The organism is Alicyclobacillus tolerans (genome assembly GCF_900142255.1).
GTDB lineage: Bacteria > Bacillota > Bacilli > Alicyclobacillales > Alicyclobacillaceae > Alicyclobacillus_I > Alicyclobacillus_I tolerans.
Genome location: NZ_FRAF01000022.1, coordinates 35757 through 59841, shown reverse-complemented (window position 1 = coordinate 59841; position 24085 = coordinate 35757). Strand labels below are relative to the sequence as shown.

The 24085-nt window shown below is 44.3% G+C and carries 27 protein-coding genes, 6 tRNA genes and 1 riboswitch; of the genes, 29 read left to right on the top strand and 4 right to left on the bottom strand.

The window, feature by feature from the left end; translation table 11 throughout:
- The first annotated feature begins 15 nt into the window (after positions 1 to 15).
- The 6 genes from BUA75_RS16575 (at position 16) to BUA75_RS12080 (ending at position 4888) form a co-directional block, all read left to right on the top strand.
- Positions 16 to 282: a group II intron maturase-specific domain-containing protein gene (locus tag BUA75_RS16575; RefSeq protein ID WP_423219861.1), complete on the top strand. Its 267-nt coding sequence runs from the start codon at positions 16 to 18 to the stop codon at positions 280 to 282.
- Between the two features lie 115 nt (positions 283 to 397).
- The gene (locus BUA75_RS12100) at positions 398 to 1810 is read left to right on the top strand and encodes a folylpolyglutamate synthase/dihydrofolate synthase family protein (RefSeq protein ID WP_072874857.1); all 1413 of its coding nucleotides are present in this window, start codon (positions 398 to 400) and stop codon (positions 1808 to 1810) included.
- 11 nt (positions 1811 to 1821) lie between these two features.
- On the top strand, positions 1822 to 2352 hold the full coding sequence (locus tag BUA75_RS12095) for a manganese efflux pump MntP (RefSeq protein ID WP_072874856.1): 531 nt from the start codon (positions 1822 to 1824) through the stop codon (positions 2350 to 2352).
- 78 nt (positions 2353 to 2430) lie between these two features.
- Positions 2431 to 3303, top strand: coding sequence for a phosphosulfolactate synthase (locus tag BUA75_RS12090; RefSeq protein WP_072874855.1), 873 nt, complete (start codon positions 2431 to 2433; stop codon positions 3301 to 3303).
- 131 nt (positions 3304 to 3434) lie between these two features.
- On the top strand, positions 3435 to 4571 hold the full coding sequence (locus tag BUA75_RS12085; RefSeq protein ID WP_072874854.1) for a citrate synthase: 1137 nt from the start codon (positions 3435 to 3437) through the stop codon (positions 4569 to 4571).
- An 89-nt stretch (positions 4572 to 4660) separates the two neighbouring features.
- On the top strand, positions 4661 to 4888 hold the full coding sequence (locus tag BUA75_RS12080) for an alpha/beta-type small acid-soluble spore protein (protein ID WP_072874853.1): 228 nt from the start codon (positions 4661 to 4663) through the stop codon (positions 4886 to 4888).
- Between the two features lie 106 nt (positions 4889 to 4994).
- On the opposite strand, the gene BUA75_RS12075 is transcribed toward BUA75_RS12080, so the two are convergent.
- From BUA75_RS12075 to BUA75_RS12065, 3 genes are all read right to left on the bottom strand, one after another.
- Entirely contained in the window at positions 4995 to 5990 is a 996-nt protein-coding gene (locus BUA75_RS12075; protein WP_072874852.1) for a fatty acid desaturase, read from the bottom strand.
- 194 nt (positions 5991 to 6184) lie between these two features.
- The gene (locus BUA75_RS12070; protein WP_072874851.1) at positions 6185 to 6616 is read right to left on the bottom strand and encodes a CBS domain-containing protein; all 432 of its coding nucleotides are present in this window, start codon (positions 6614 to 6616) and stop codon (positions 6185 to 6187) included.
- Positions 6617 to 6679: 63 nt separating this feature from the next.
- The gene (locus BUA75_RS12065; protein WP_072874850.1) at positions 6680 to 7036 is read right to left on the bottom strand and encodes a hypothetical protein; all 357 of its coding nucleotides are present in this window, start codon (positions 7034 to 7036) and stop codon (positions 6680 to 6682) included.
- Between the two features lie 88 nt (positions 7037 to 7124).
- Between BUA75_RS12065 and BUA75_RS12060 the strand changes: the two genes are divergently transcribed.
- The 8 genes from BUA75_RS12060 (at position 7125) to speD (ending at position 13131) form a co-directional block, all read left to right on the top strand.
- The gene (locus tag BUA75_RS12060) at positions 7125 to 7436 is read left to right on the top strand and encodes a hypothetical protein (protein WP_072874849.1); all 312 of its coding nucleotides are present in this window, start codon (positions 7125 to 7127) and stop codon (positions 7434 to 7436) included.
- An 87-nt stretch (positions 7437 to 7523) separates the two neighbouring features.
- Positions 7524 to 8384, top strand: a complete 861-nt coding sequence (locus tag BUA75_RS12055) for an efflux RND transporter periplasmic adaptor subunit (RefSeq protein WP_072874848.1) — start codon at positions 7524 to 7526, stop codon at positions 8382 to 8384.
- Entirely contained in the window at positions 8381 to 9073 is a 693-nt protein-coding gene (locus BUA75_RS12050; protein WP_072874847.1) for an ABC transporter ATP-binding protein, read from the top strand. Before BUA75_RS12055 ends, BUA75_RS12050 begins: the two co-directional genes overlap by 4 nt.
- The gene (locus BUA75_RS12045) at positions 9060 to 10268 is read left to right on the top strand and encodes an ABC transporter permease (protein ID WP_072874846.1); all 1209 of its coding nucleotides are present in this window, start codon (positions 9060 to 9062) and stop codon (positions 10266 to 10268) included. Before BUA75_RS12050 ends, BUA75_RS12045 begins: the two co-directional genes overlap by 14 nt.
- Positions 10269 to 10357: 89 nt before the next feature.
- Positions 10358 to 10663, top strand: a complete 306-nt coding sequence (locus BUA75_RS12040) for a hypothetical protein (protein ID WP_072874845.1) — start codon at positions 10358 to 10360, stop codon at positions 10661 to 10663.
- A complete protein-coding gene (locus BUA75_RS12035; protein WP_083574321.1) occupies positions 10660 to 11820 on the top strand; it encodes a glycosyltransferase family 4 protein in 1161 nt (386 codons plus the stop codon). The genes BUA75_RS12040 and BUA75_RS12035 overlap by 4 nt, the downstream gene beginning before the upstream one ends.
- Positions 11817 to 12515, top strand: coding sequence for a rhomboid family intramembrane serine protease (locus BUA75_RS12030; protein WP_072874844.1), 699 nt, complete (start codon positions 11817 to 11819; stop codon positions 12513 to 12515). Before BUA75_RS12035 ends, BUA75_RS12030 begins: the two co-directional genes overlap by 4 nt.
- Before the next feature lie 229 nt (positions 12516 to 12744).
- Complete coding sequence (gene speD, locus BUA75_RS12025; RefSeq protein WP_072874843.1) at positions 12745 to 13131, top strand: adenosylmethionine decarboxylase; 387 nt, start codon at positions 12745 to 12747, stop codon at positions 13129 to 13131.
- A gap of 276 nt (positions 13132 to 13407) precedes the next feature.
- On the opposite strand, the gene BUA75_RS12020 is transcribed toward speD, so the two are convergent.
- The gene (locus BUA75_RS12020) at positions 13408 to 13911 is read right to left on the bottom strand and encodes a PepSY domain-containing protein (protein ID WP_238413525.1); all 504 of its coding nucleotides are present in this window, start codon (positions 13909 to 13911) and stop codon (positions 13408 to 13410) included.
- A 221-nt stretch (positions 13912 to 14132) separates the two neighbouring features.
- Between BUA75_RS12020 and BUA75_RS12015 the strand changes: the two genes are divergently transcribed.
- From BUA75_RS12015 to gnd, 15 genes are all read left to right on the top strand, one after another.
- Positions 14133 to 14207, top strand: a tRNA-Ala gene (locus tag BUA75_RS12015).
- Between the two features lie 42 nt (positions 14208 to 14249).
- Positions 14250 to 14325, top strand: a tRNA-Phe gene (locus tag BUA75_RS12010).
- Positions 14326 to 14360: 35 nt separating this feature from the next.
- A tRNA-Gly gene (locus BUA75_RS12005) sits at positions 14361 to 14435 on the top strand.
- 88 nt (positions 14436 to 14523) lie between these two features.
- Positions 14524 to 14597: transfer RNA gene (locus tag BUA75_RS12000), tRNA-Cys, on the top strand.
- Between the two features lie 137 nt (positions 14598 to 14734).
- Entirely contained in the window at positions 14735 to 15238 is a 504-nt protein-coding gene (locus BUA75_RS11995) for a GNAT family N-acetyltransferase (RefSeq protein ID WP_165612012.1), read from the top strand.
- A gap of 233 nt (positions 15239 to 15471) precedes the next feature.
- On the top strand, positions 15472 to 16428 hold the full coding sequence (locus BUA75_RS11990) for an MIP/aquaporin family protein (RefSeq protein ID WP_207549759.1): 957 nt from the start codon (positions 15472 to 15474) through the stop codon (positions 16426 to 16428).
- A 42-nt stretch (positions 16429 to 16470) separates the two neighbouring features.
- Complete coding sequence (gene glpK, locus BUA75_RS11985) at positions 16471 to 17973, top strand: glycerol kinase GlpK (protein ID WP_072874842.1); 1503 nt, start codon at positions 16471 to 16473, stop codon at positions 17971 to 17973.
- A gap of 148 nt (positions 17974 to 18121) precedes the next feature.
- Positions 18122 to 18197 (top strand) — tRNA-Phe (locus tag BUA75_RS11980).
- Between the two features lie 35 nt (positions 18198 to 18232).
- A tRNA-Gly gene (locus BUA75_RS11975) sits at positions 18233 to 18307 on the top strand.
- 295 nt (positions 18308 to 18602) lie between these two features.
- Positions 18603 to 19865, top strand: coding sequence for an FAD-dependent oxidoreductase (locus BUA75_RS11970; protein WP_072874841.1), 1263 nt, complete (start codon positions 18603 to 18605; stop codon positions 19863 to 19865).
- Between the two features lie 64 nt (positions 19866 to 19929).
- Positions 19930 to 20916: a 2-hydroxyacid dehydrogenase gene (locus BUA75_RS11965; protein WP_129583636.1), complete on the top strand. Its 987-nt coding sequence runs from the start codon at positions 19930 to 19932 to the stop codon at positions 20914 to 20916.
- 161 nt (positions 20917 to 21077) lie between these two features.
- Positions 21078 to 21245: riboswitch (cyclic di-AMP (ydaO/yuaA leader) on the top strand.
- Between the two features lie 2 nt (positions 21246 to 21247).
- Complete coding sequence (locus BUA75_RS11960) at positions 21248 to 22093, top strand: C40 family peptidase (protein ID WP_072874839.1); 846 nt, start codon at positions 21248 to 21250, stop codon at positions 22091 to 22093.
- Between the two features lie 191 nt (positions 22094 to 22284).
- On the top strand, positions 22285 to 22422 hold the full coding sequence (locus BUA75_RS15945) for a hypothetical protein (protein ID WP_165612011.1): 138 nt from the start codon (positions 22285 to 22287) through the stop codon (positions 22420 to 22422).
- A gap of 210 nt (positions 22423 to 22632) precedes the next feature.
- Entirely contained in the window at positions 22633 to 22893 is a 261-nt protein-coding gene (locus BUA75_RS11955) for a hypothetical protein (protein WP_072874838.1), read from the top strand.
- A 148-nt stretch (positions 22894 to 23041) separates the two neighbouring features.
- Complete coding sequence (gnd, locus tag BUA75_RS11950) at positions 23042 to 23938, top strand: phosphogluconate dehydrogenase (NAD(+)-dependent, decarboxylating) (RefSeq protein WP_072874837.1); 897 nt, start codon at positions 23042 to 23044, stop codon at positions 23936 to 23938.
- Positions 23939 to 24085: the final 147 nt, after the last annotated feature.

Below are 24085 nucleotides of genomic sequence, written 5' to 3'. Positions count from 1 at the left end.
GCTCAGACCCGTAGTGTGTTCGAGGACTTAGACAAGTGGATACGTCACCGATTGAGAATGTGCTTCCTTAAGCAATGGAAGAAACCTAAGACAAAGCGACGAAACCTCGTCGTCCTTGGGATTCCCGAGGAATGGGCAGTCCTGATAAGCGGTTCACGCAAGGGCTACTGGAGACTCTCAAATACCCCACAAATGAATAAAGCCCTCGGTCTTGCCTATTGGCGTGACCGAGGACTGGTTAGCTTAGTTGAGCGATACGATGTGATTCGTTCCACAACATGAACCGCCGTATACCGAACGGTACGTACGGTGGTGTGAGAGGACGGGGGTTAGTCACCCCCTCCTACTCGATTTGTATTATGATGGCGAGGGAAACTATTGTCGGGGAGAGACGTTTGTGGCTGACCATCTCGCGGAACAGGTAACTTCGTATATCGAATGGATTTATCAATCTTACAACCAGGCAAAACCATATTTACCTGAAGGGTTTGATCGTGATCGGCGGCACCCGGAGTGGACGCGTGCACTTTTAGATCAACTTGGTTCTCCAGATCGAACGACTTGTAATATTGCTGTGACTGGGAGCAAGGGAAAAGGAACGCACGCTATCCTATTAGCGGCTGTATTGGAGCGAATGGGATTATCAGTCGGTCTGTTTACTTCTCCTCATTTGGTCGATTTTCTCGAACGTATACGACTGAACGGACAAAAAATTTCCGAAAAAGATTTTGTGCGTTATGCACAACGTATTCGCAATGCTGCCGAAACCTTGCAATTGCCTGCTCATCACTATTTTGGTCCAGTGGGATACGTTGCGGCAATTGCGGCAGAATTTTTTCGCGATCATCAAACGGATGTCAATATTTTTGAACTGGGGCGAGGAGCGCGTCATGATGATGTGAATCAGATTGTGCATCAGGGTGCACTGATGACGCCTGTTTTCCTAGAGCACAAAATGCAATTGGGACCAGAGTTACGGGATGTTATATGGGAAAAAATAGGTATCTTAACGTCTGATACACGCTGGTGGGTTTTACATCCTCAACCTCAAGAAACCGGACAAATTCTTGAAACCATCCGTGCTGAGTTGCATCTTCCCGAGCCTATCCGGGCACAAATGAATCAATGTCAGCTTGTCTGCCGTAAAGATAACATCGATGAATATCGTGTGACGACTTCGGGTCCCATTTTTACCATTTACGGACCGACCGTTTTGGAGGCGTTTCGCAGTAATCTGGTGGTGGTTATGGAGGCCGCATGGCAAATATGGCGAATGTTGCGCCCCTTTAGCGAAGCATCTCTGGAGTTGCATATTGAAGATCTTGCGCTTCCTGGTCGCATGCAGTATCTTCCTAACCTTTCCGTACCAACATTGTTAGATGGAGCAATCCACAGGGAAAATGCGCGACGAGTATTGAATTATTTGGATGCCATTGGTCAATTGGGGAATAAGAGGAGGGGAGCTATTGTCTGTTTGCCGGATGATAAAGATGGCGAAGGATTGCTCAATGAATTGCATGAGTATCTAGATTGGATTATATTTTGCAGAGCTCAAAATCCGCATCTGCAATTTTCCCGCCATTGGGTAGGTGTATGGCAACAGATGGGCAAAATAGGGAAAGAAACTCATTCTTTTGCAAGCGCCTGGCAAATGGCTTTGGATCATCTTTCTGTCGATGAAATTTGGCTGCTGGGAACCCAGTCGTTTTTAACGGACGTTTTTCAATATTTGAATATCGATACGGGTTCGATATGGAATCAACCGACTAAACAGAAAGGTGATGGTAAGTCACTGACGGCTAAAGAGTAAGGAGGATTCTTGTGTTTTTGAAACTGGTGCTGGCTGGTGTTGTTTTGGCAGCCAATAATGCCGCCGCCGCCGTAGGAATCGGTGCTGCTGGCATACAACGACGACAACAGTGGCGGACTGCTTTGCTGTTTGCCCTTTTTGAGGCTGTGATGCCAGCAATAGGTCTGTTGCTGGGGCATCAGTTGTCTGTCTCGTTGCATCAAAGTGCCCATTGGTTTGGAGCTATTTTGCTGGCTTTAGTCGGTGTATATACCTTCTTTCAGAAAGAAAACGAAGAAACGGAAAAAACGACAAACGGATCGACATGGAAAACTTGGCTTTTAGCTATCATTCTTTCCCTCGATAATTTAACGGTGGGTTTTGGGCTGGGTGTCATGCGTGTTCCTTGGATTGATGCCAGTTTAACTTTTGGAGCCATCTCGCTTTTGATGACTATTTTGGCGCTTGAGACGGGCCGCTGGCTAGGACGTTCTTTGCGTATGCCTGTTCATCAGTTTGCTGGAGCGCTTTTGGTTGTTATAGCTTGTGTTTTTGCCCTTTAGGAATCGGCGTTTCTCTGAGACACCGGAATCCGCCTCATGCCATAGACTGTGCTATTGGCGATGGGAGGGAATCGGTAGATGGAATCTTTGCCTTGGAACGTCTGGTATACAGCCCAGTTGCCCAAACGTGCGGAAAAACCAAGATTTCGCGGCATCACAGTCGCTATGGATACTGGGATTCCTTTTAGTTTCATGCAGGCAAGTTTACAAAATGTACATCCATATATAGACTTTTGGAAGTTTGCTTACGGCAGCCCTGTATTCACTACACCTTCCATTCTGCAAAATAAAATTTCCCTTTGTCACGAGTATCATATTCGGCCTCTATCTTCTGGTATTTTGTTTGAGTATGCGGCGCTGCGTAATGAATCCGGAGAATTTTTGGACGCGCTTCATGAAGCAGGTTTCGATGCGGTGGAAATCAGTTTTCGTCTAGCTGACGCAAAAAACAGCCATTGGGTGACACGAATAGAAGAAAGTAAAAATAAAAATTTTACAGTTTTTACAGAGTTGGTACTTCCTTCTTCGCCAGATTCTGTTCCTTCTTATCTTGCTTTGATTGCTGCTCATTTGATGGCTGGAGTTGATTACATTCAGTTGTTAGCAGAAGATCATCGTACATCCGCTTTTACCTTTTACAAAGAGTGGCAACCTATTCTGGAAGAGGCTTTTGGAGAACGAATACATCATTTGGTTTGGCCAGTGCCTGACGCGGAAGAACTTTCTCGATTGCCGCAACTGGCTTTGGGGAATCTAAATATGCATCTTGTGCGTCCGCAGCAACTGATGATTGTTGAGTCTGCCCGAAGAAGATTGCTTGGAGAATGCTCTGCAAAACCCAAGGAATGGATGCTTGGGAATGAGATAGACATATACGCTCCTTCCCAGCGACAAGAAGGGTTAAAGACCAAATTGAATCAGGGCTTATGGATGCCTCCCGAGAAAAAATGATGGCATGTCAATTTTTTTGTCAGCCTCATTTGTAGTATACTCAAATTAGGATGGACGATCTCGTTGCACGGGTTTTTGCAACCAATGTTTGATCAAAGCAGGAAACATATCTGGGAGTGGAGGGATTATCCATGGCAAACGATTCAACCGCATTTGTTGCCGGGTTAGAAGATGTTGTAGCTAATACATCCAATATTTGCTTTGTGGATGGTAAAGAGGGACGGCTTGTCTACCAGGGTTATGATATCCACGATTTGATTGCAGGCCATGCGACTTTCGAGGAAGTTATTTATCTTCTTTGGCACGGTAAATTGCCCAATAAAACTGAATTGCAGCAATTGACTCAAGAAATAGCGAATGAGCGTAAGTTGGATGAACCTACGCTGAAACTGTTAAAATCGTTACCGAAAAACTCCAATGCTATGGAGGTATTACGTACAGCAGTATCTTTTCTTGGGCTGTACGATCCAGACGAAGGTCATGAAACTCTGGAAGCCAATCTTCGCAAGGCAACTCGCTTAGTGGCTAAAATTCCTGCTCTTGTTACTGGATTTGAACGGATTCGTCAAGGTCTCGAACCTGTTCAGCCCGATACAACGCTCAGCGCAGCGGCTGATTTCTTTTATCAGCTAAATGGAAAAAAACCTACAGAATTTGAGGAAAAAGCGTTTAATATCGCTTTGATTTTGCATGCTGACCATGAATTGAATGCTTCTACATTTTCAGCTCGTGTCACGGCGGGAACACTGTCTGATATGTACTCAGCAATTACGTCTGCTGTTGGAACGCTCAAAGGCCCACTGCATGGTGGAGCGAATGAGCAAGTCATGAAGATGTTGTTGGAAATCGGTGACATAAATAAAGCGGAAGCTTGGATTGAAAATGCTTTGGAGCAAAAGAAAAAAATTATGGGCTTTGGCCATCGCGTTTATCGTACGGAAGATCCGCGTGCGACTCATCTGCGCCAGTTGAGCAAGCAAGCAGGAGAACTAAAGGGTGAGACGAAATGGTTTGAAATGTCGCAAATTGTCGAGCGCGTTGTCAAAGAGAAAAAAGGTCTCAACCCAAACGTCGACTTTTACTCAGCATCCATGTATTATTCGCTTGGATTACCCACACATCTTTATACACCGATTTTTGCCTGCAGTCGCATCGCGGGTTGGACGGCTCATGTGCTTGAACAATATCAAAACAATCGCTTGATTCGTCCGCGAGCAGAATATACTGGGCTCACTCATGCCCAATTTGTCCCTATCGAACAACGGTAACAACGGTAATATGTGTTTGTCTAACACCTTCTCCTCAGGGCACATTAAGATTGCAAGTTCATCTAAGACTCTCTGAGGAGGCGTTACACATGACGCAGAATAGCTCATCGAATCCATTGCTGATTCAGCAGGCTACCCAGGCTCTACAATCGCTGAAATATGAGGTTGCCTCAGAACTTGGCATTACCCCACCAGCTGACGGTTATTGGGGAGCTGTTTCGTCTTATGAAAATGGTTCTATTGGTGGAAGTATTACCAAAAAATTAGTTGCCTATGCACAGCAAAGACTAGCTGCGACTGAATCCTCGGTTGAATAATTGGGTTTGAACAATGGGGCTATCCTATAGGTCACCTTTGATGACGATAGGAATAGCCCCGTTAAGTATGAGTTTTTTATATTTTATTGTGGGAAGAAAAAGCTTTCTAATCGTCCCTAATTTCGCTGAAATGGATAAATTTTTTCTGTTCCTCATCCCACAAACGATAGAATAGGGAATCTAAACTCTGCCTCAACCCAATATGTCGAACCTGTCGAAAAGCATCAACATTTTCGTGTGCTTTTTGCAACTGATAATTGGGAATACGGGGACCAAGATGGTGTACATGATGGAATCCAATATTACCCGTAAACCATTGTAAAATGAGTGGGAGCTTGTAAAATGAACTCCCCTGCAGAGCGGCGTCAAAATAATTCCACTTATTTTGTTCTTCAAAATAACTGCCATCAAATTGATGCTGAATATAAAATAACCAAATACCGATGATACCAGAACCATAAAAAATGGTTCCTTGTACCACCAGTACCACTTGCCATCCCCAATAGCTTCCCAGTACCAGAAGAGAAGTTAAAATGAAAATTGTTGTTCCATACGTGTTCCATCGTTCTTTTCGTTCTGCTCCTTTTCGGTTCATGCGTGCTTTGCAAAAAAGATATATAGGTCCTAATCCAAATAAAATAAGTGGATTACGATACAATCGATATATCATTTTTTTCTTAGGAGAGAGTTGCCGATATTCGTTAACTGTCAATATCCAAATATCACCTATCCCTCTATGGTTTAAATTTCCGCTCGTTGCATGATGTAAAGCATGTTCGTATCGCCATTTGTAATAAGGAAACCCTGTCAAAAATCCTGTGAATAATCCAACCCATTCGTTAGTTTTGGGATGCTTGAAAAATGAGTAGTGACCACAGTCATGAAAAATGATAAATATTCTCATAAAAAAACCTGAAGCAGCCAATGCCAACAGAGGAGTTAGCCAGATCCAATGATCAAGCATACTTTTAGCAGACAGATACCATAATGCTAAATAGGGAATACTGCTGTTTATCAATTGCCATGTAGAAGTTTTCCAATTGGCTTCTTCAAAAGGTTCAATTCGTTTTTTCCATTTTCGCGCGTGTTCTTGAGTGCTAATTGCTCGTCATCCTTTCCAGCCTTTTGTCTTCGAATTCGGTGATTCTTGATAAAACGCTGTAATGCTGAATCTATTCACAAAACACTGCAAATGACACAGAAAATTGACTCAAACATGTATTTACCCAATAGAAAACGCCTTCACGTTCACACTAAAGTGTGATGTGAAGGCGTATGTGTATGGGTTTGAAATGTTTAGTGTACGCCTGCTGCTGTACGACACTCGGAGATTTTGCTCAATGCGTCGCCAGCTTCGTTAATATGAATATCCACGGTTGCTAGGTCGCCAATCGAACAAATGCCGCAAATTCGGCCTTGAGCATCTACAACAGGCAGTCGGCGTATTTGGTGTTGAGCCATGATGTCAGCCGCTTCATGAGCGTCAGTATCTGGTGTGCAGGTGATGACTTGATTGGACATACAATCTTTGACGGTAGCCTGAAGATTGCCTTTGGCTACAGCGCGCAAGCAAATATCGCGATCGGTAATCATACCCACCACTTTATTGTCTTTGCAAACTGGTACGGAGCCACAATCCTCGCTAGCCATGATTTGCGCAGCTTGCTGTATGGAATCATTTTCCTGGCAACATTGCACATCAGATGTCATGAAGTGTTTGACCTTCATTGCGCATTCGCCCTCCTCAAGATAAAGTGTGGTTCTCCTTTATCGTCTCCAGCAAAGTTGATTTTAAGCAATTTTGCGCCAAGCAAGTAGTTCCGCAATTGCCAAATAAATTGTCCAAGCTCCTGTCAAGATTCGCACAAGCAGTTCAAGAGGATGTGGAGAATGCAAATAAGGCATGGTAGAAAGGTAGGGAAGGCCGGACCAAGAAAGAAGGATCAGTCCTAACAGAGTACCACCTGACAGACGATATCGAGATCGACATCTGGCAAGTCCAATGAAGAGGATGCCTAATCCAAGCAAAATAAAATTGTCTTGGCTGGACAGTTGCATATAATCTCCAAATTGGTGAAATATAAATCCCCAAACGCCAAGGATGATGTAACACCATCCAAAGACGCGATAGACGACCTGTGTGGACATGCAGACAACCTCCCGAATTCTCATGGTTTACCTTATGATGGATTGTCCCATGCTTATGAATAGACTGAGCTTGAAGGAGTGAAGGAATTTGGACTTGCTTGAACAAATTTCCCAATTGTCACAGCGCTTGCGCGAAGCAGTACGGATGTGTGAGTATTTGCAAATGCAACTGAACCATCATCAAGAATCTTTACGCCCTCAAGCCAGAGAGCCGCAAGTTCATAAATCGGATTCTCATGTCAAGCGCAATCCAGCCACTTACACGTATGCGCCTACATCAGCAGTGGAGTCTCATCTTTTATCACCCATTCAAGAGTCTTTCTCGCTTCAAGCAACAGAAACGACTTCCGTCATGATGTCACCTCGTCAATCTGAGTATTCTATCTATGGGAGAGTCTGAATACACCTTCCCAATAAGCCATCTTTCTATAAAGTTTGTCTATGGTAAAATAATGCTATCTCCATTGACGGTTTATGAGGTGTACGTGTGCAAAGGCGCAGATTTTGGCGGCATTATGGTTGGTGGCTAGTCATTTTATGTCTGGTTTGTCTGTTGACGGTAGCCGGATGGTTGCTCTGGCAACGTCAGAAACCAGTGCGATTGCAGTGGACTGAAGTGAGTAAGCATAATCTTTCCAATGCTATTATGGAAAGTGGCACCGTTAAACCTGTGCAGCGTCAGTTGGTTTTTCTCAATCAGCTGCCAGGTCCTATTGAAAATACGTATGTCCATCCAGGTGAAGTGGTCAAAAAAGGACAGGCACTGTTTACGTCTGGTGGTGTGTCTTGGCCAGCCAGCATAACAGGGCAAGTTCTTTTTGTGCATCCACAAGGAGTCGATTCTTCAGGTCAGCCCGAACCCGTCATCGAAGTTGCCAGTCTGCAAAAACAAATTGTCATTGAAGTATCAGAAGAAAATGCGGTTCATGTCCATGCTGGTCAGCGAGTCCTATTGACTGCGGACGCTTATCCAGGTCAGACGTGGAGAGGTACAGTCATCAGTGTAGCTCCATATGCTGCTGAGAATGTCAATGGTTCTTCTCAAGTAGAAGTCGATATAAAACCACATACTCCCTTTACCGTTCCTTATGGATTTACTGTACATGCAGAATGGAACACGGTTATTGCGCAGCATGTCCTGACAATTCCATACTCTGCGCTCGTTCAAGATGGAACTCAGTATGCTGTGTTTGTATATCAAAATCATCGTGTTCAAGAAAAAATCGTTTCATTAGGACAGACGGACAATTCATTGGTCCAGGTCCTTTCCGGATTGTCAGACGGACAAAAAATCGTGAACAATCCACCTTCTTCTCTACAATCCGGTGAGGTGGTAGTTCAGCCATGATTCGCGTTAAAAATTTGCAAAAATCATATCAAATGGGGAAGGAAAGTTTAACCATACTGCATCAGGCTACGTTTACCATTCGCCAAGGAGAGTTTGTAGCAGTGGTGGGTCCTTCTGGGAGTGGTAAATCTACTTTGATGCATATTCTTGGTTGTTTGGATCGACCGACAAGTGGTGAGTATTGGTTTCATGATCAGGATACGTCACAACTTACGGGCTACGAATTGGCTCAATTGCGCAATCGAAAAATTGGTTTTGTGTTTCAAAATTTTCATCTACTCCCCAGAATGACAGCACGCCAAAATGTCGAACTCCCCATGATGTATGCAGGAATGAAACGCGCTGAACGACGCAAACGGGCAGAAGACTTACTCGAAACATTGGGACTTTCTGAACGCCTCCATCATCTTCCCAATGAATTGTCAGGGGGGCAGAAACAGAGAGTGGCGATTGCCCGCGCGCTTGCCAATCGTCCAGAACTATTGCTCGCAGATGAACCTACTGGTGCTCTGGATTCAACAACCAGCCATGAAATTTTAGAGATTTTTCAAGAACTCCACCAGTCGGGAGTGACCTTGCTTATCATTACCCACGATTATCGTGTTGCCCAATATGCGAAACGCCACCTATTTGTAGAAGATGGGTTTGTCAGCGAACGAACTTGGGAGGATATTCATGAACGCAACTGAACTTCTTACTTCTGCGTTTCTTTCCATGCGAGCACATTTACTTCGATCGCTGCTGACGATGCTTGGAATTTTCATTGGCGTCGCTTCGATTATCGCTATCGTTGCCATTGGTAAAGGCGGACAAAATGCTGTTGTATCGACCCTTGAAAACAACCAGTTGCGGCAAACCATTGAGATTGTACCTCGTGAATTGGTGGTTCCAGGCATTCCTCAGCCGGGACAAATACTTTCATTTTCAAATGAAGATTTTGACATTGCTCGTCAATTTCAGGGAGTTTTGCAAGTAGCAGAAACACTTTACGGGCAGGCTGCTGTCAGTGCAGGCAGACAGTCAGCGAATTTGATGTTGGAGGGTGGACCTGATTATTTAAACGGTTTGGCTAATTTTTCTGTTATCCAAGGAAGAATGTTTACAAACGGAGATGTGCTTACCCATCAGAATGTGGCGTTGCTAAGTCAGCAAGCTGCGCTTCAGTTGTTTGGACGAGAAAATGTTGTCGGACAGTCGCTTGTAGTGGGCGGGCAAACTTTACAGGTCATTGGTGTGACAGCATCCACAGAACCCTCTTTATTGAACGGCATCCTGGGAGGCGGTGCGGTCTATTTACCCTATACTACTTTAGAAGGCATATTCCCGAATTGGACGGCTTCAGAAATGGATATTGCCGTTCAACCAGGAGTATCCGTGCCAGAATTGTCGCAACGAATTGTTACAGCACTCAATATTCATGCACATAGCGCAGAGGCGTTTGAAACGTCGGCTGGATTTTTGCAAGGCATTGAGAAATTGATAGGGACCATCACTAATATTTTAACGCTTGTCATTGGGGCGGTTGCAGGTATTGCTTTAGTGGTTGGTGGAGTAGGAGTCATGAATATTATGCTTGTATCCGTGACAGAAAGAACACAAGAAATCGGTATTCGTATGTCTCTTGGAGCCACAAAATCCGCCATTGTATGGCAGTTTTTGTTTGAATCTATGATGCTTACCGCAACAGGTGGATTATTAGGCATTGTTTTTGGTGTGTTGGTGACTATTATAGTTCGGGCGGCTTTTCATTTTCCGGTTGCTGTATCTTGGCAAGTATCTATTGGAGCATTTTTGTTTTCTGCGCTTATTGGTCTTGTTTGTGGATTGTATCCAGCTTTAAAAGCGTCCCGTCTGTTGCCAGTCGATGCTTTGCGTTATGAATAAGTCACAGGTCACGACGCGATGTTTGTTCCATAGAGTTCCTTTTTGTATACTGAAACTATGGCTAGTGGAAAAGGAAGTGATTGAGCGACATGAAATTGGGTGTCAACATTGAATATGAAGGAAAAAACTATGACATTTTAGAGTTGCCATCTGAAGCATTCACCTCGCTCATCCCTGGGTTAACTGTTGAGCAATTTCAGCATCTGGACAAAATGTTTCAACCCTATTGGCACGATCCAACTGTGAGGAGAAATCATATTTTACAGTTTGCAGCCGAGATTTTAGGAACCTCCTTGGATTATTTGTTTATGAATCAAGAAACCGTTCGTTTTACCAAACATGACGTTGAAGAATATATTGAACATTACACCAAACAGGGGAATCGACCTTCTTGAATAGGATTGCACCCAATACAAAGTTACGTGTTTATGTCTTAGCTGCTGGAAACGAGCGAGGCGGTGCTGCGACTCATCTTTTGACGCTTGCCCGTTACGCTCAACAAGCGCGAATGGAGTATCATTTTTTATTATGGGGCAATGGTCCTCTCAGTACTCAATTGAGCGAGATTGCCGTAGAGCAGACCTGTTTAGAGATTTCCTCTTTACGTCATGCTAAACAACGCATTTGTCAGATGCTGCAATCGGATCGTTCGGCCATTTTACATTCTCATGGTCCAAGATTAAATGTGATTGCTGCACAAATAGCAAAACAAACAGGCGTTCCATTCACGAGTACCATTCATAGTAACCCTTATCTCGACTATCTTGCATCACGATGGAAATCAATCATTTATCCACAGTTGCATTTATACAGTTTGCGCAGGGCTATGGGTTTATTTGTTGTTTCCGAAGCTTTTGCACCTTTATTGCCTGTTAAAGATGTGGCTTTTGTACCCAATGCTCTGGATTTGCAAATCATGCCAAGCGCCTCTACGGAATTGAGATCGATCTTACGCAAGAAAATTCAAATACCGCTTGATACTCCACTGGTTGGAATTGCTGCCCGGTTTGATCCGGTTAAAAATATACCCTTGCTCTTGCGTGCTTTTGCACAAATGAATAACGTTTCTGCTCATTTGGTGATTGCAGGGGATGGTCCCTTACGCAAGGAATACGAGCAAATCGTTGAAAGCTTAGGTTTGCAGCAGCGTGTACATTTTCTCGGATTTTGGGAGTCAATGAAAGATTTTTACGCTGCTTTGGATTGGCACGTGCTACCTTCTAAAAGTGAGGGCTTACCGTCGGCTATTTTAGAGGCTGGAGCTACGGGCGTACCGACCATCGGATCGGACATAGCTGGTATTCTTCAACTGATTGAACACGAGAAAACAGGTTATATTGTAAAAGAAGGAGACAGTAAAGCGCTGGCTGTAGCGCTCGATTATTGTCTGGAACATCCTCAATTACGCCGGCGTTTGGTTGATGCTTTTCAGGCTGAAGTTTTGCCGAGATATCGGCCAGAGAAGATGCTGGAATCATATGCGCGAGGGTATGAGTGGTTCTTAGGATGGAGTCCAGTGACTTATATTCATAGGCGGAGGACTGGCCTATGAAGACCACGCTGTCCGTAGGCTTGCCAAGTTACAAGGAAGTGAGGACGAATCTAGGAGTTGCCTGGAGGAATTCGCCTGCAACAGTACTTCTTGTGGCATGTTGTGTGGGCTGGTTTTTACTGATGCAGTCTATTACGGGACATACTCCAGTTGGGGATGTACGGGCAGGTGCGCTGGTGGTGGGGGCTGTTTGGCGAGGCCATATTTACGAATTCGTCTCCAGTCTTTTTGTTCACGCATCATGGTTGCATTTGCTTGTCAATATGATTTCTCTCTGGTCTTTGCGTATTGTGGAACAAATTTTTCGCTGGCGTTTTTTTCTTGTGGTTTATGTTCTTGCGGGTATTGTGGGTAATTTGATTTCCGTTTTTTTCTATTCTCCAGGAACGATTTTGCTCGGTGCGTCGGGTGCGATTTTTGGAATCTTTGGTGTTATTCTTGTGATGTCCTATTTAGGGCTTTTTACAAAGCGTACAACTTATTGGATTTGGTTTTTGCTAGCTGTCAATCTTTTGTTTGATCTCGTTCAACCCCAGATAAACATTTTGGCTCATTTAGGAGGTCTTATCTGTGGGGCGGGATTGCTCTTTCTGTTTCGCAACTTCGGAAATCGGCATATGGTATGGAAAGGTGCTTCCTATGTTTGTATCGTGCTCATTGGCCTTGCTTGGATAGGAGTTTGTGCCCGTCTTTGACACACTCTGCTAAATTCCGCAATTGACAGGTATTTCAGTGTTGCAAATTGTCGGGGTGAGACTTATACTATCCCTCGTAATCTTAACCAGAACCATTTTGGATGAAAACGGAACAAGTGCGGCCTGCACTTAAAGGGTTAGGACCTCTATGGACTAACTTTCCCCCGTGGTGTAGGTGGGTTCCGTATGCCGAAAGGCATGGAACTTTTGGATGGAGGGGGATTTTGCAATGGATACAATGGGTCGTCATGTCATCGCAGAACTGTGGGGTTGTAGCGCAGAAAAGCTGAACGATGTGCAGGCAATTGAACGACTGATGGTTAATGCAGCACTGGAAGCAGGAGCAGAAGTGCGAGAAGTCGCTTTTCATAAATTTGCTCCGCAGGGTGTGAGTGGTGTGGTTATCATCTCAGAATCTCACCTGACCATTCACAGTTTTCCAGAACACGGTTATGCGAGTATTGATGTTTACACCTGCGGAGATCGCATTGATCCAAATGTAGCGTGTGATTACATCACCCGGTTTTTGGGAGCTAAACGCCTCGAGTCTATTGAGGTGCCGCGCGGTGTAGGACCTATTCAATTAAGTGAGGTAAGAACACGAGCCATTTCTTAAAGCAGTAAGTCGATTGGCTAGGAATAGGTTCATATTGTTCAGATGAAAATGACAATAGGTTTGTTTGTATGAGCTTTATTGGGATTCGGACAGCCCATGACAACCTCAGCAAGTGAAGAACGCTTCAATAAAGTAAAAGGGATTAGTGGGATGTCTATTGTTTGCATGAAAAAGAAGACACTGGGTTCTTTCGAATATACCCAGTGTCTTTTCCGTGCTTTCATACGTTTTCTGAAGTCTGGCAGTTGTTAATGATTTGCAATCCATTGACTTGCCTTACTCGCCACTTCCCGCGAATACTTTTGTATGGTGGGTTGGCAGCGGTTTGTCCATAAGAATTTTTCCATTTCCTGCGTCGACTACGACCAAATACTTGTCTTCATCGTCTTCAATAATAGCCATATAGACAAGACTTGTGCGAATGTTGCGTAATTGCAGTTCTGCAACTTTCATACCGGGATGTTCACTGATAACTACTTTTTGTGCTTGTGCGGCTGAGATTTTAGCAAATTTCTGCAGCTTCTCTGTATAGGCTTTTTGACTGGCTTCGAATGCTTGACGAAGTGCGTCCCGCGGTACTTGGACAGAAGATTGAATTTCAAAACGGCGTCCCGGTTCTGGAGCGTCGGCTGGCTGCATGGCAGCATTAATAGGATAAAGCGTTTGATGGATATGTTGTTTACAAGAATTGTGTTGGCATGCGCTTTGAGCCAATACTGTAGACATCGGGGCGAACGTCAGCATTGCCGTCATACTTGTTGCCATCAACCATTTTTTCATGTTTTACTCCCTTTCGTGAGGTGCAACATTTTATATGTAAGATGTCCAACGAATTCCAAGTTATACATCTTAAAAGGATTCTATAGAGAAATTTGGATAACTGTTTCTGATGAAATTGTCGCGTTGCTAGTTTAGAAAAATCAAGTTGAGGTACAGCCACTGCTTGCAATAGAGAATAAAACGCGATATAATCCAAAACGTTCGCTGTTTGTAAAGGGCAAGGGACCGTAGCTCAATGGGAGAGCACTGCGCTGGCAGCGCAGGGGTTGTGGGTTCGAGTCCCATCGGTTCCACCATTCTTGTATGTTACACATCGGTAGTTGAATGGTTGTTGAAATGGCTCGGTAGCTCAGTCGGTAGAGCAGAGGACTGAAAATCCTCGTGTCGGCGGTTCGATTCCGTCCCGAGCCACCAGTGTCGTGTAAGGCAGAGCGTAAGAGATGAAATGTGCGGAAGTGGCTCAGGGGTAGAGCATCGCCTTGCCAAGGCGAGGGTCGCGGGTTCGAATCCCGTCTTCCGCTCCAAAAGCAGTCGCGGCAAGCAGGATTCTTACCCAAGGGTTCCCCCCTTCGGGGTTGATAATTTGTCATTCAACATCGATGCATTTGATATGGCGCCATAGCCAAGTGGTAAGGCAGAGGTCTGCAAAACCTTTATCCCCGGTTCGAATCCGGGTGGCGCCTCCAAAAGTAAAATCAGTTGTGACGCAGTTTCTCGAAGCATGAGAGATTGCGTTTTTTATTTCTGTTGGTTTTTATCAATTGTCTGTGTTGGCACCGCAATTTTTTCTTGTAAGCTGCTTCAACCTGAAGGGATGACTAAAATGATGATATTTGATTCGGAGTATTTCTACGTATGTCCGATTGAAATATCTGACGTAGATAATGTTGTTGAAGTGTATAACTCCAATATGATTTTTTTGGAAAAACATACGAAAAATTATCCAGTTACATTTGAATGGGTTACTGAAGAACTGAAGTCAATGAGGAATGCGGGATTTTGTTCATGCAAGGTGGTTGACAAGCGTACAGGGAAAATGGTTGGAATCATTGACTATAAAATCGAGCAAGAATCCTATTTGTCGCTGTTAATCGTTCATCAAGATTATCAAAATATGGGATATGGTAAGCAAATCTATAGAGCATTCGAGGATTATGCCAAATCGAGAAAGAGCCAATGTATCAGATTGGATGTCGCCAATGGTTACAGCGACAAAGTAATCAATTTCTGGATTGCAAACGGATTTGAAAAGTTGGAGGACATAAAACTGAATTGGGCAGGGGTAACTTTGTCTGCCGTAATAATGAAGAAGTACATTTTAACTTAACCATGTCATTCTCAATAGTTTTTTCGATAGGCAGAAATGAAAAATAAGGTCGATCATTATTTTACGAAAAAACTAATGAAAGCGGTTTACAACTATCTTCTATTCATGTACACTCCAATCAAGTTAATCTTTTGCCCGTGAGTTTAGGAGACGGCGGCAGTGTCAGCCAAAAGGCTTACATGCCACTGTCTTTTTTTCATGGGTGATTGGATCACAAGTAAGAGAGGGGGGAATTGGGATTTTATAAAAGTAATTCAACTAAAAAGATTTCTAATAAAGGGGGATTTATTTTGTCAATAGCATTTCAACGAAAGAGTTGGCGCTGTACATTAATGGGAGAATTGATAGCAGAATTTTTTGGTACACTTTTATTGATCGCTTTTGGCGATGGAGGAGTTGCGGTAGCAGTAGTGGGACTATCTGAATCAGGAAGAACACCTCCAAATTTGGGAGGAAATTGGCTGTTGATAACGTGGGGATGGGCATTTGCCGTAGCTCTTGCTGTATACGTAACTGGTGGTGTAAATGGTGCCCATATGAATCCTGCTGTTTCTTTTGCAATGGCTATAAAAGGAGACTTACCTTGGAAAAAATTCATTCCGTATTCTATCTCGCAAATAGTAGGTGCATTTTGTGGAGCGGCTATTGTCTATTGGGACTACTATAGAGCTATTGATGCATTTAATGTGCAACACCATATCACCTCTTTAGCGGGAATAGGTGGGAGTGCTACTTTTGGTATCTTTGCCACTAGTCCTGCTCCCTATTTTTCACATCTTTGGGGTCCGTTACTGGATCAGATTTTAGGAACAATGTTCTTGTTGTTATTTATTCTTGGAATTACTGATATGAAAAACATGGGTGTTCAAGGGAATTTGGGTCCATTTATGATTGGTATCGCTGTTGCGGCGATTGGCATGTCATTTGGTGTTGATGCGGGTTATGCAATTAATCCAGCGAGAGATTTTGGTCCAAGATTGTTTGCATGGATTGTAGGTTATGGGCATAATGCTTTTCCTGGTCCATTAGGTTATTGGTGGGTACCTATTGTAGGACCTATTATAGGGGGCGGACTTGCAGTTTTTGTATACCGTTGGTTCATTGAAAAGACACTCATTGAGCGAGCCTCTATAAAAGCAAACCTCAAAGAGGGAGTTGTTTCATCAGAAAATATAACGGAAAGAGTCTAATCTGTTATTTCTATCTAAAATACTAAGAGAGGATGAATAATTGTGGAAAAATCTTATGTTCTGGCGTTTGACCAAGGAACCACAAGTTCAAGAGCGATTTTGCTTGATCAAAGCGGCAATCTATACAGCGTAGCTCAGAAGGAGTTTCATCAAATCTACCCCAATGCTGGTTGGGTTGAGCACGATCCTATGGAAATCTGGGGCAGTCAAAGTGGAGTCGCTCGTGAGGTGCTAGAAAAGGCTGCTGTCTCTCCAGAAGAAGTAGCTGCTATTGGTATTACAAATCAGCGAGAAACAACCATTGTTTGGGATTCGGGGACAGGAAAACCGATATATAATGCCATTGTTTGGCAAGATCGCAGAACAGCCTCTATCTGTGACGAACTAAAAGCACGTGGATTAACCGAGATCATCCGTCAAAAAACGGGTCTGGTAGTGGATGCCTATTTTTCAGGGACCAAAATTAAATGGATTCTCGATCACGTTGAAGGTGCAAGAGAAAGAGCTGCTCGTGGTGAACTGCTCTTTGGTACGGTAGACAGTTGGCTTGTTTGGAATCTGACGCGGGGTAAAGTGCATATGACAGACTATACCAATGCTTCCCGTACGATGTTGTTTAATATTCATACTTTAGATTGGGATGAGGAATTGCTCAAAGAACTAGATATTCCCAAAGCTATGTTACCAACAGTGCGTCCGTCAAGTGAAGTTTATGGATATACAGATGAACGAACTTTTGGTGGAGCCAATATACCTATTGCAGGTATTGCGGGAGATCAACAAGCGGCACTATTTGGTCAGACGTGTTTTGAGCCTGGTATGGTTAAAAATACCTATGGAACTGGCTGTTTCATGTTAATGAATACAGGTGAAAAACCGGTAGATTCAAAATCTGGATTGCTGACGACTATCGCTTGGGGAATCGACGGTAAAGTCACCTACGCGCTGGAAGGAAGCGTATTCATCGCCGGTGCGGCGATTCAATGGCTCAGGGACGGTCTCAAGTTTTTCGATAGTGCAGTAGACTCGGAGTATTTTGCCTCCAAAGTGGAAAGTTCCGACGGAGTTTATGTCGTTCCGGCTTTTGCAGGGTTAGGAGCACCTTATTGGGATATGTATGCGCGAGGAGCCATTTACGGGTTGACACGCGGTACTACGAAAGAGCATCTCACGCGTGCCACATTGGACTCATTAGCTTATCAGACAAAGGATATCATTGATGCCATGCAGTCGGATTCCGGCATTTTGTTGAAATCGTTACGGGTTGATGGAGGTGCAGTAGCCAATAATCTCCTCATGCAATTTCAAGCGGATATTCTTGGTGTACCTGTGGAACGTCCACGCATCACTGAATCGACAGCGCTTGGTGCAGCTTATTTAGCAGGTATAGCTGTAGGATTTTGGACAAAGGAAGAAGTGACTAAAACGGTCGATCTCGATCGAGTATTCAAGCCAGAAATGGCGGAAACAACGCGATCGAACTTATATAAGGGCTGGCAGAAAGCAGTGAAGAGAACCATGCATTGGGAAAGTGATGAAGAATAATGTGATGAATTTTGGTTGAGAGACGAATGAGCCGCAACCAGGTAACCGACTTTTGTCAAGGGTACAGGTTTGCGGCTTTCTTTGTGAAAGCCAAATTGCAGTTGAATTAAAAAGGGCTTTGTGATATGTTTGTAAAGTCACTCTAAAAGGCTCGGTAGCTCAGTCGGTAGAGCAGAGGACTGAAAATCCTCGTGTCGGCGGTTCGATTCCGTCCCGAGCCACCAGTGTCGTGTAAGGCAGAGCGTAAGAGATGAAATGTGCGGAAGTGGCTCAGGGGTAGAGCATCGCCTTGCCAAGGCGAGGGTCGCGGGTTCGAATCCCGTCTTCCGCTCCAAAAGCAGTCGCGGCAAGCAGGATTCTCACCCAAGGGTTCCCCCCTTCGGGGACTAGCGTGGACTGTGACCACGCGTCGGAATCCCGTCTTCCGCTCCAAAAGAATAATGCTCGTTATGACTCCCTACAGCTTCTTGGACTCAGGAAGCTGTTTTTTATTTCTCTCCCATAATGACCCATATATGCCTAGTGTCTGTTTTCCATTTTGCAGACAATTGAGTTAGAATTATGACTAGGTCATAAAAAAGAATAGGATTCATAGGATGAAGTAGTGCAAATGATTGGGGGAAGTATGAGTGCACGACCGTAATGTAACGTATGATGTGGTCGTGGTGGGCGGTGGCTCGGCAGGAGTAGCGGCAGCGGTAGGCGCAGCGCGAATGGGTGCATCCACTTTGCTTCTGGAGAAAAATCCTTACTTTGGCGGTGCCGCGACGCATAGTTCCGTGTTAACCTATTGTGGTTTCTTTGCTCAGCAAGATCCTCTATTGCAAGTCGTAGGTGGAGTAGGAAATGAATTGCTTGAACGGCTGCGTAGATATGGCGTATATCGGGAGCCTTATCGCAATCCTCGCACTGGAAACGTTATAGTTCCACTCGATAGTGAATTAACGAAATTGGCATTGGACGATCTCGTTCTTCAACATCGTGTGACGCCCTTACTACATTGTCAGGTAATTGAAGTAGAGCGCAGTGGAGACTGCGTATCAACGGTTATTGGCTACGATCATGCGGGCAAATTGAGGATATCAGCGCAGGCGTTTGTCGACGCAAGTGGTGATGCTGACTTGTCAGCCTTGTCTGGAGCAGAAGTTGTTCAGGGTAGTCCGGAAGGCATGGTACAAGCAAGTACATTGGTGATGCGTATTGGTGGAGTCCATCCATCAGTTTCGCTGGACAAGTCCATATTCGAGCAAGCTATTCAGAAGGCCAAGCAAGAAGGTTATCATCATTTAAGTAAAGAGCGTGGTATGCTTTTGCGTCTGCCTAAGTCTGGGGATGTTTTGGCGATGTTTGCGGATGAGGACGTGGATGCCTTGCAATCTGCTCAATTGACCAAAGCAGAAATTTCTGCAAGAAAACAGGCGTGGGAGTATATGGACGTCTTCTGCAAGTATATCCCAGGATTTGAGAACGCTTATTTAGTGCAAACAGGTCCAGCTATGGGAGTGCGTGAAACCAGACACGTACTTGGCAATTACATACTTTCCGGTGAAGATGTTGTGAACGGTATTCGACATGATGATGCAGTAGCACGGGGCGGCTGGCCCATTGAGATTCATCGACCGGGAAAACCGGCGGAATATCTTTCCATTAAGAATCAAGCATACTACGACATACCTTTGCGTTCACTCACCGTACGTGGTTTCAAAAATCTTTGGTGTGCCGGCCGAATTATTTCTTGTGATGCATTAGCTTTTGCATCTGTTCGAGTCATGGGTACCGCATTTGCCACTGGTCATGCTGCCGGAGTAGCAGCTGCCTATTACGCGGCTACAAAGAAGTATGATGTCACTGCTATTCGTCAGGAACTGATTCAGCAGGGAGCTTCGATATAATCCCGTTGAGGCTAGCAAGCTAGCAAGACTATCTGCAGAACGTCAGGAAATGGGGGAATTCGCTGTGCGCAAAGCTAAAGTATACGTGCCTGATACGGTAGCAGTAGAAGCGATTGACATGCTGCGGCAAGATTTTGAAGTTGTCTATACCCCCAAAGAAAATGCTGTTACGCCTTTGTCTGAATTGCTGGAACGATTGCAAGATGTGGATGGCCTGCTTGTATATCCACGCGTTCCGATTGACAAGAATTTATTGGATCAAGCACCAAATTTAAGAGTAGTAAGCAACATAGCTGTAGGGTATGACAATTTCGACTTATCGGAAATGGCGAAACAGAAAGTGGTTGGCACCCATACTCCTGATGTTCTGACTGAAACTACAGCAGATTTAGCCTTTGGCTTACTTCTCGCCGCAGCAAGACGCATACCTGAGGCGGATGCTTTCGTCAAATCTGGGCAATGGCATGCTAACGTTCCGAATTTGCTGGCGGGTACAGATGTGTATGGAAGGATAATAGGAATTGTAGGCATGGGACGAATCGGCACCGCTGTAGCACGCCGAGCGTTGGGTTTTGGTATGCGCGTTCTGTATTACAATCGGAGACGCCGGTCGGATATTGAGAACACCATGCATGTGCACTATGTTCATTTAGACCATCTTTTGCAGACGAGTGATTTTGTAGTTGTATTGACCCCACTGACTGAAGAAACGGTTCATTTGATTGGTCGATCACAGTTAGAGCAAATGAAACCAGATGCATATTTGATTAATGTAGCCCGAGGGAAAGTAGTAGATGAACAGGCTTTGATTTTCGCTTTACAAAATGGTTGGATTCGCGGAGCAGGTCTTGATGTTTATGAGAACGAACCCTTGCCATCAAATCATCCATTTTTACATATGAACCAAGTTGTCACTTTACCTCACATCGGGAGTTCGACAGTGGAAACACGCAAAGCAATGGCACTATTGGCAGCAGAAAATTTACGCTGCGCCTTGCTTGACGAAAAGCCACCGCACATGGTTAATCCAGAAGTATGGGATGGTAAATAGTCACTGTCCAACAGCGATCAATCCAACTTCTTGATGGCTCTTTCTTCTTGTCCAATCAAGGCAAGTCTATTTAAATAGAAAAAAATTTTCATGAGGTGGCTAATTTATGGTAAAAAGGATTGACCAACCAAGCGATATTTCGGTATACTTCCGCCAGACGTCGACATAAAACGCCGAACCCTCTTGGCGTCGGGGGACGGGGGACATTCTTTTTTGGGGCGAATCCTAAAGAGCTGAATATTCTATTTTTTCTATGCTTTTTTGGTAGGGCGCTCACAAGCTGCGGCCCGAGCCCGTCAACTAACCTCGTAGGTGCACAGGGAGCTTAAGTGTGAAAAAAACAGTTAAATTTGCGCTGTCTTTTGCTGCGTTTGCAGCCATGAACACGTCTGTCGTTTTTGCCGCCACCACATCTTTCACAGTTCAACCCGGAGATTCCCTCTACCTTATTGCTCAACGCTATCACACATCTGTTGCCAGCTTGAAAACTTTAAATCATCTCAGTGGAGACCTGATTTTTCCTGGTCAGCATTTGGAAGTAGAGACCAGTGATGTTGCTGGTGACTTGCAACCTGCAACAGTTTCTACACAAGTGGTAACCGTTCAACCCGGACAGAGTCTTTGGTCCATCAGTCAAGCGCATGGTGTTAGCCTCAGTCAGCTTGAGCAATGGAATCACCTCACCAACAATTCCATCTTGCATGTAGGAGAAAAAATTCAATTAAACGGCCCATCTTCATCTTATGCTACGGATAATCTCAGTGCTCGTAGTGGTGGACCCATGTCGACCAACTTGTCAGAGGCCGTATTAGGAGAAGAGATTGCCCAGTACGCCAGGCAGTATGTCGGCTACCCTTATGTGTATGGTGGAATGAGTCCCAGTGGCTTTGATTGCTCTGGTTTTGTCAAGTTTGTCTATGCGCATTTTGGTATCTATGTTGATAGAACCAGCTATGGACAATTTGCAGAGGGTGTACATATTTCTGAATCTGACTTGCAACCGGGCGATTTAGTGTTTTTTGACACGGACGGATATGGAGCTTCCCATGTGGGCATTTATTTAGGTGACGGTGAATTCATCAGCGCACAAACTCCAGCTTCAGGTGTTCAAATCGCTTCGCTTTACAATGAGTATTATTGGGCTCCCCATTATATTGGTGCTACAAGAATATACTAATCTAATGGTCTTGAAATGTGATTGAAATTGGCTGTATTTGATTTGAAAAAAGGGTTCGGAGTGCATCGTTTGTGAATGCACTCCTTATTTATGCATGGACAACTCCTTTTATGCTAGGCATAAACCGTTTCAGGCTTTTGGCAACAAGTCATACCATACAGTGAAATGTGCCGAGAAGGAGGTTGTCAATCATGGGTGTATTTGGTGGATACACACAATGGGCAGTCGTATTTCTCATTATCTTTGTTTTGTTCTTCTTGCTTGTCCCAACTGTCAAAGCAGCAGGTTGTGGCTGTGGCTGCGGTGGAGCCTGCGGTGCACTGTATTAAGTGTAAAACTAGCGCCGGCGGGAGAAGACAGGGTTGTCTCTCCCGATTTTTGTTTGGAAACGTTGGTTGTGACAGGAAAATGTCAAAACAAAGCGAATCGATAACATGCGTCAGTAAAATGTTGATTACATAGCGGACTTAATGGAGAAAGAGCCAAAAAATATCGCATTCATCTTTTGATATTGATTTTATGTAGGGAGGTTTGCCAACTTGGTTTCTTATCAAGTTCCTCAATGTCGTGAATGTAAATCTCCGCTAACAGTCGTTGAGCACCATATTCATGAATATATGCGCCAAATACGCCCGAGTGGCAAAGCGGACAAGCCATTTAAAGGGTCTTTTCGTCATTATACGAATGAAATTTTAAAGTGTGAAAAATGTGGACAACGTTATTTGGCTAGAAGAGATGAACTAGGGCGCTTTTTAAGAGGGAAAAAAATAACTCGACCCATTGGAGCGCTAAAGCTCTGAATACTTGCTAAAGTTAGCAGTGCATGGTATGACCTGCGGTTTGGCAATCTATATGAAAATCGTGCTGATTTTCCAGTGAGGAAAAAAGTGACATGGATTGATATCATCGGTCAGTGCGTAAATTGAGTGCAGAGAGGATGAAGTTACTGTGCAAGTTGGCCTAATTGGTCTCGGCAAAATGGGACATAATCTCGGATTAAATTTGATGGATCACGGTCATGAAGTCATAGCCTACGATATTAGCCAGGATGCAAGACGTACTTTTGAACAATCTGGTGGTCAAACGAAAGAAACCATTGCCGATTTGGTACTTTCTCTCAACCAACCACGCGTTATATGGGTTATGGTGCCGGCGGGAAAAATTGTCGATGAAGTGCTTGAGCAAGTGGTTGTTCATTTAGATGCTGAGGATATCGTTATCGATGGAGGTAATTCACATTACCAAGACACCTTGCGTCGAGCGAAAAATTTATTCTCTAAAGACATATACTTTTTTGATGTGGGAACTTCGGGGGGCACTTCGGGTGCGCGCCATGGAGCCTGTTATATGATAGGCGGCGATAAAGAGAAATTTGCACAGATTGAACCTCTTTTTCGCGATACGGCAGTGGACGAAGGCTATTTGTACACGGGCAAAGTCGGAAGTGGACACTACAGTAAAATGGTGCACAACGGAATTGAATATGGCATGATGGCAGCTATTGGAGAAGGATTTGAGGTGCTGCACCGCAGTGGTTTTGAGTATGATTACAGAGCTTTGGCGCACGTCTGGTCGCATGGCTCTGTTATTCGCGGTTGGTTGATGGAGCTGACAGAGAAGGCGTTTGAAGAAGATCCGCAACTCGATTCTATTCGCGGTGTTATGCATTCTTCAGGAGAAGGAAAATGGACGGTTGACGAAGCCTTGAATTTGGAAGTTCCTACACCTGTGATAGCCATGGCCTTGATGATGCGTTATCGATCACGTGAAAATGATACGTTTACCGGCAAAGTGGTTGCAGCTTTACGCAATCAGTTTGGTGGACATGCTGTGGAAAAAGCATAACCATCCATATCTTTCTAGCGCGATCGAGATAAATAAATGAAAAGATGGATTTCTATATCAACTGCCACGGGTGCATTCCTTGGCAGTTGTATATTTTGTAGAATATGATGTCCAGCGAACAGGTTGAATTTCTTAGGTAACATACTT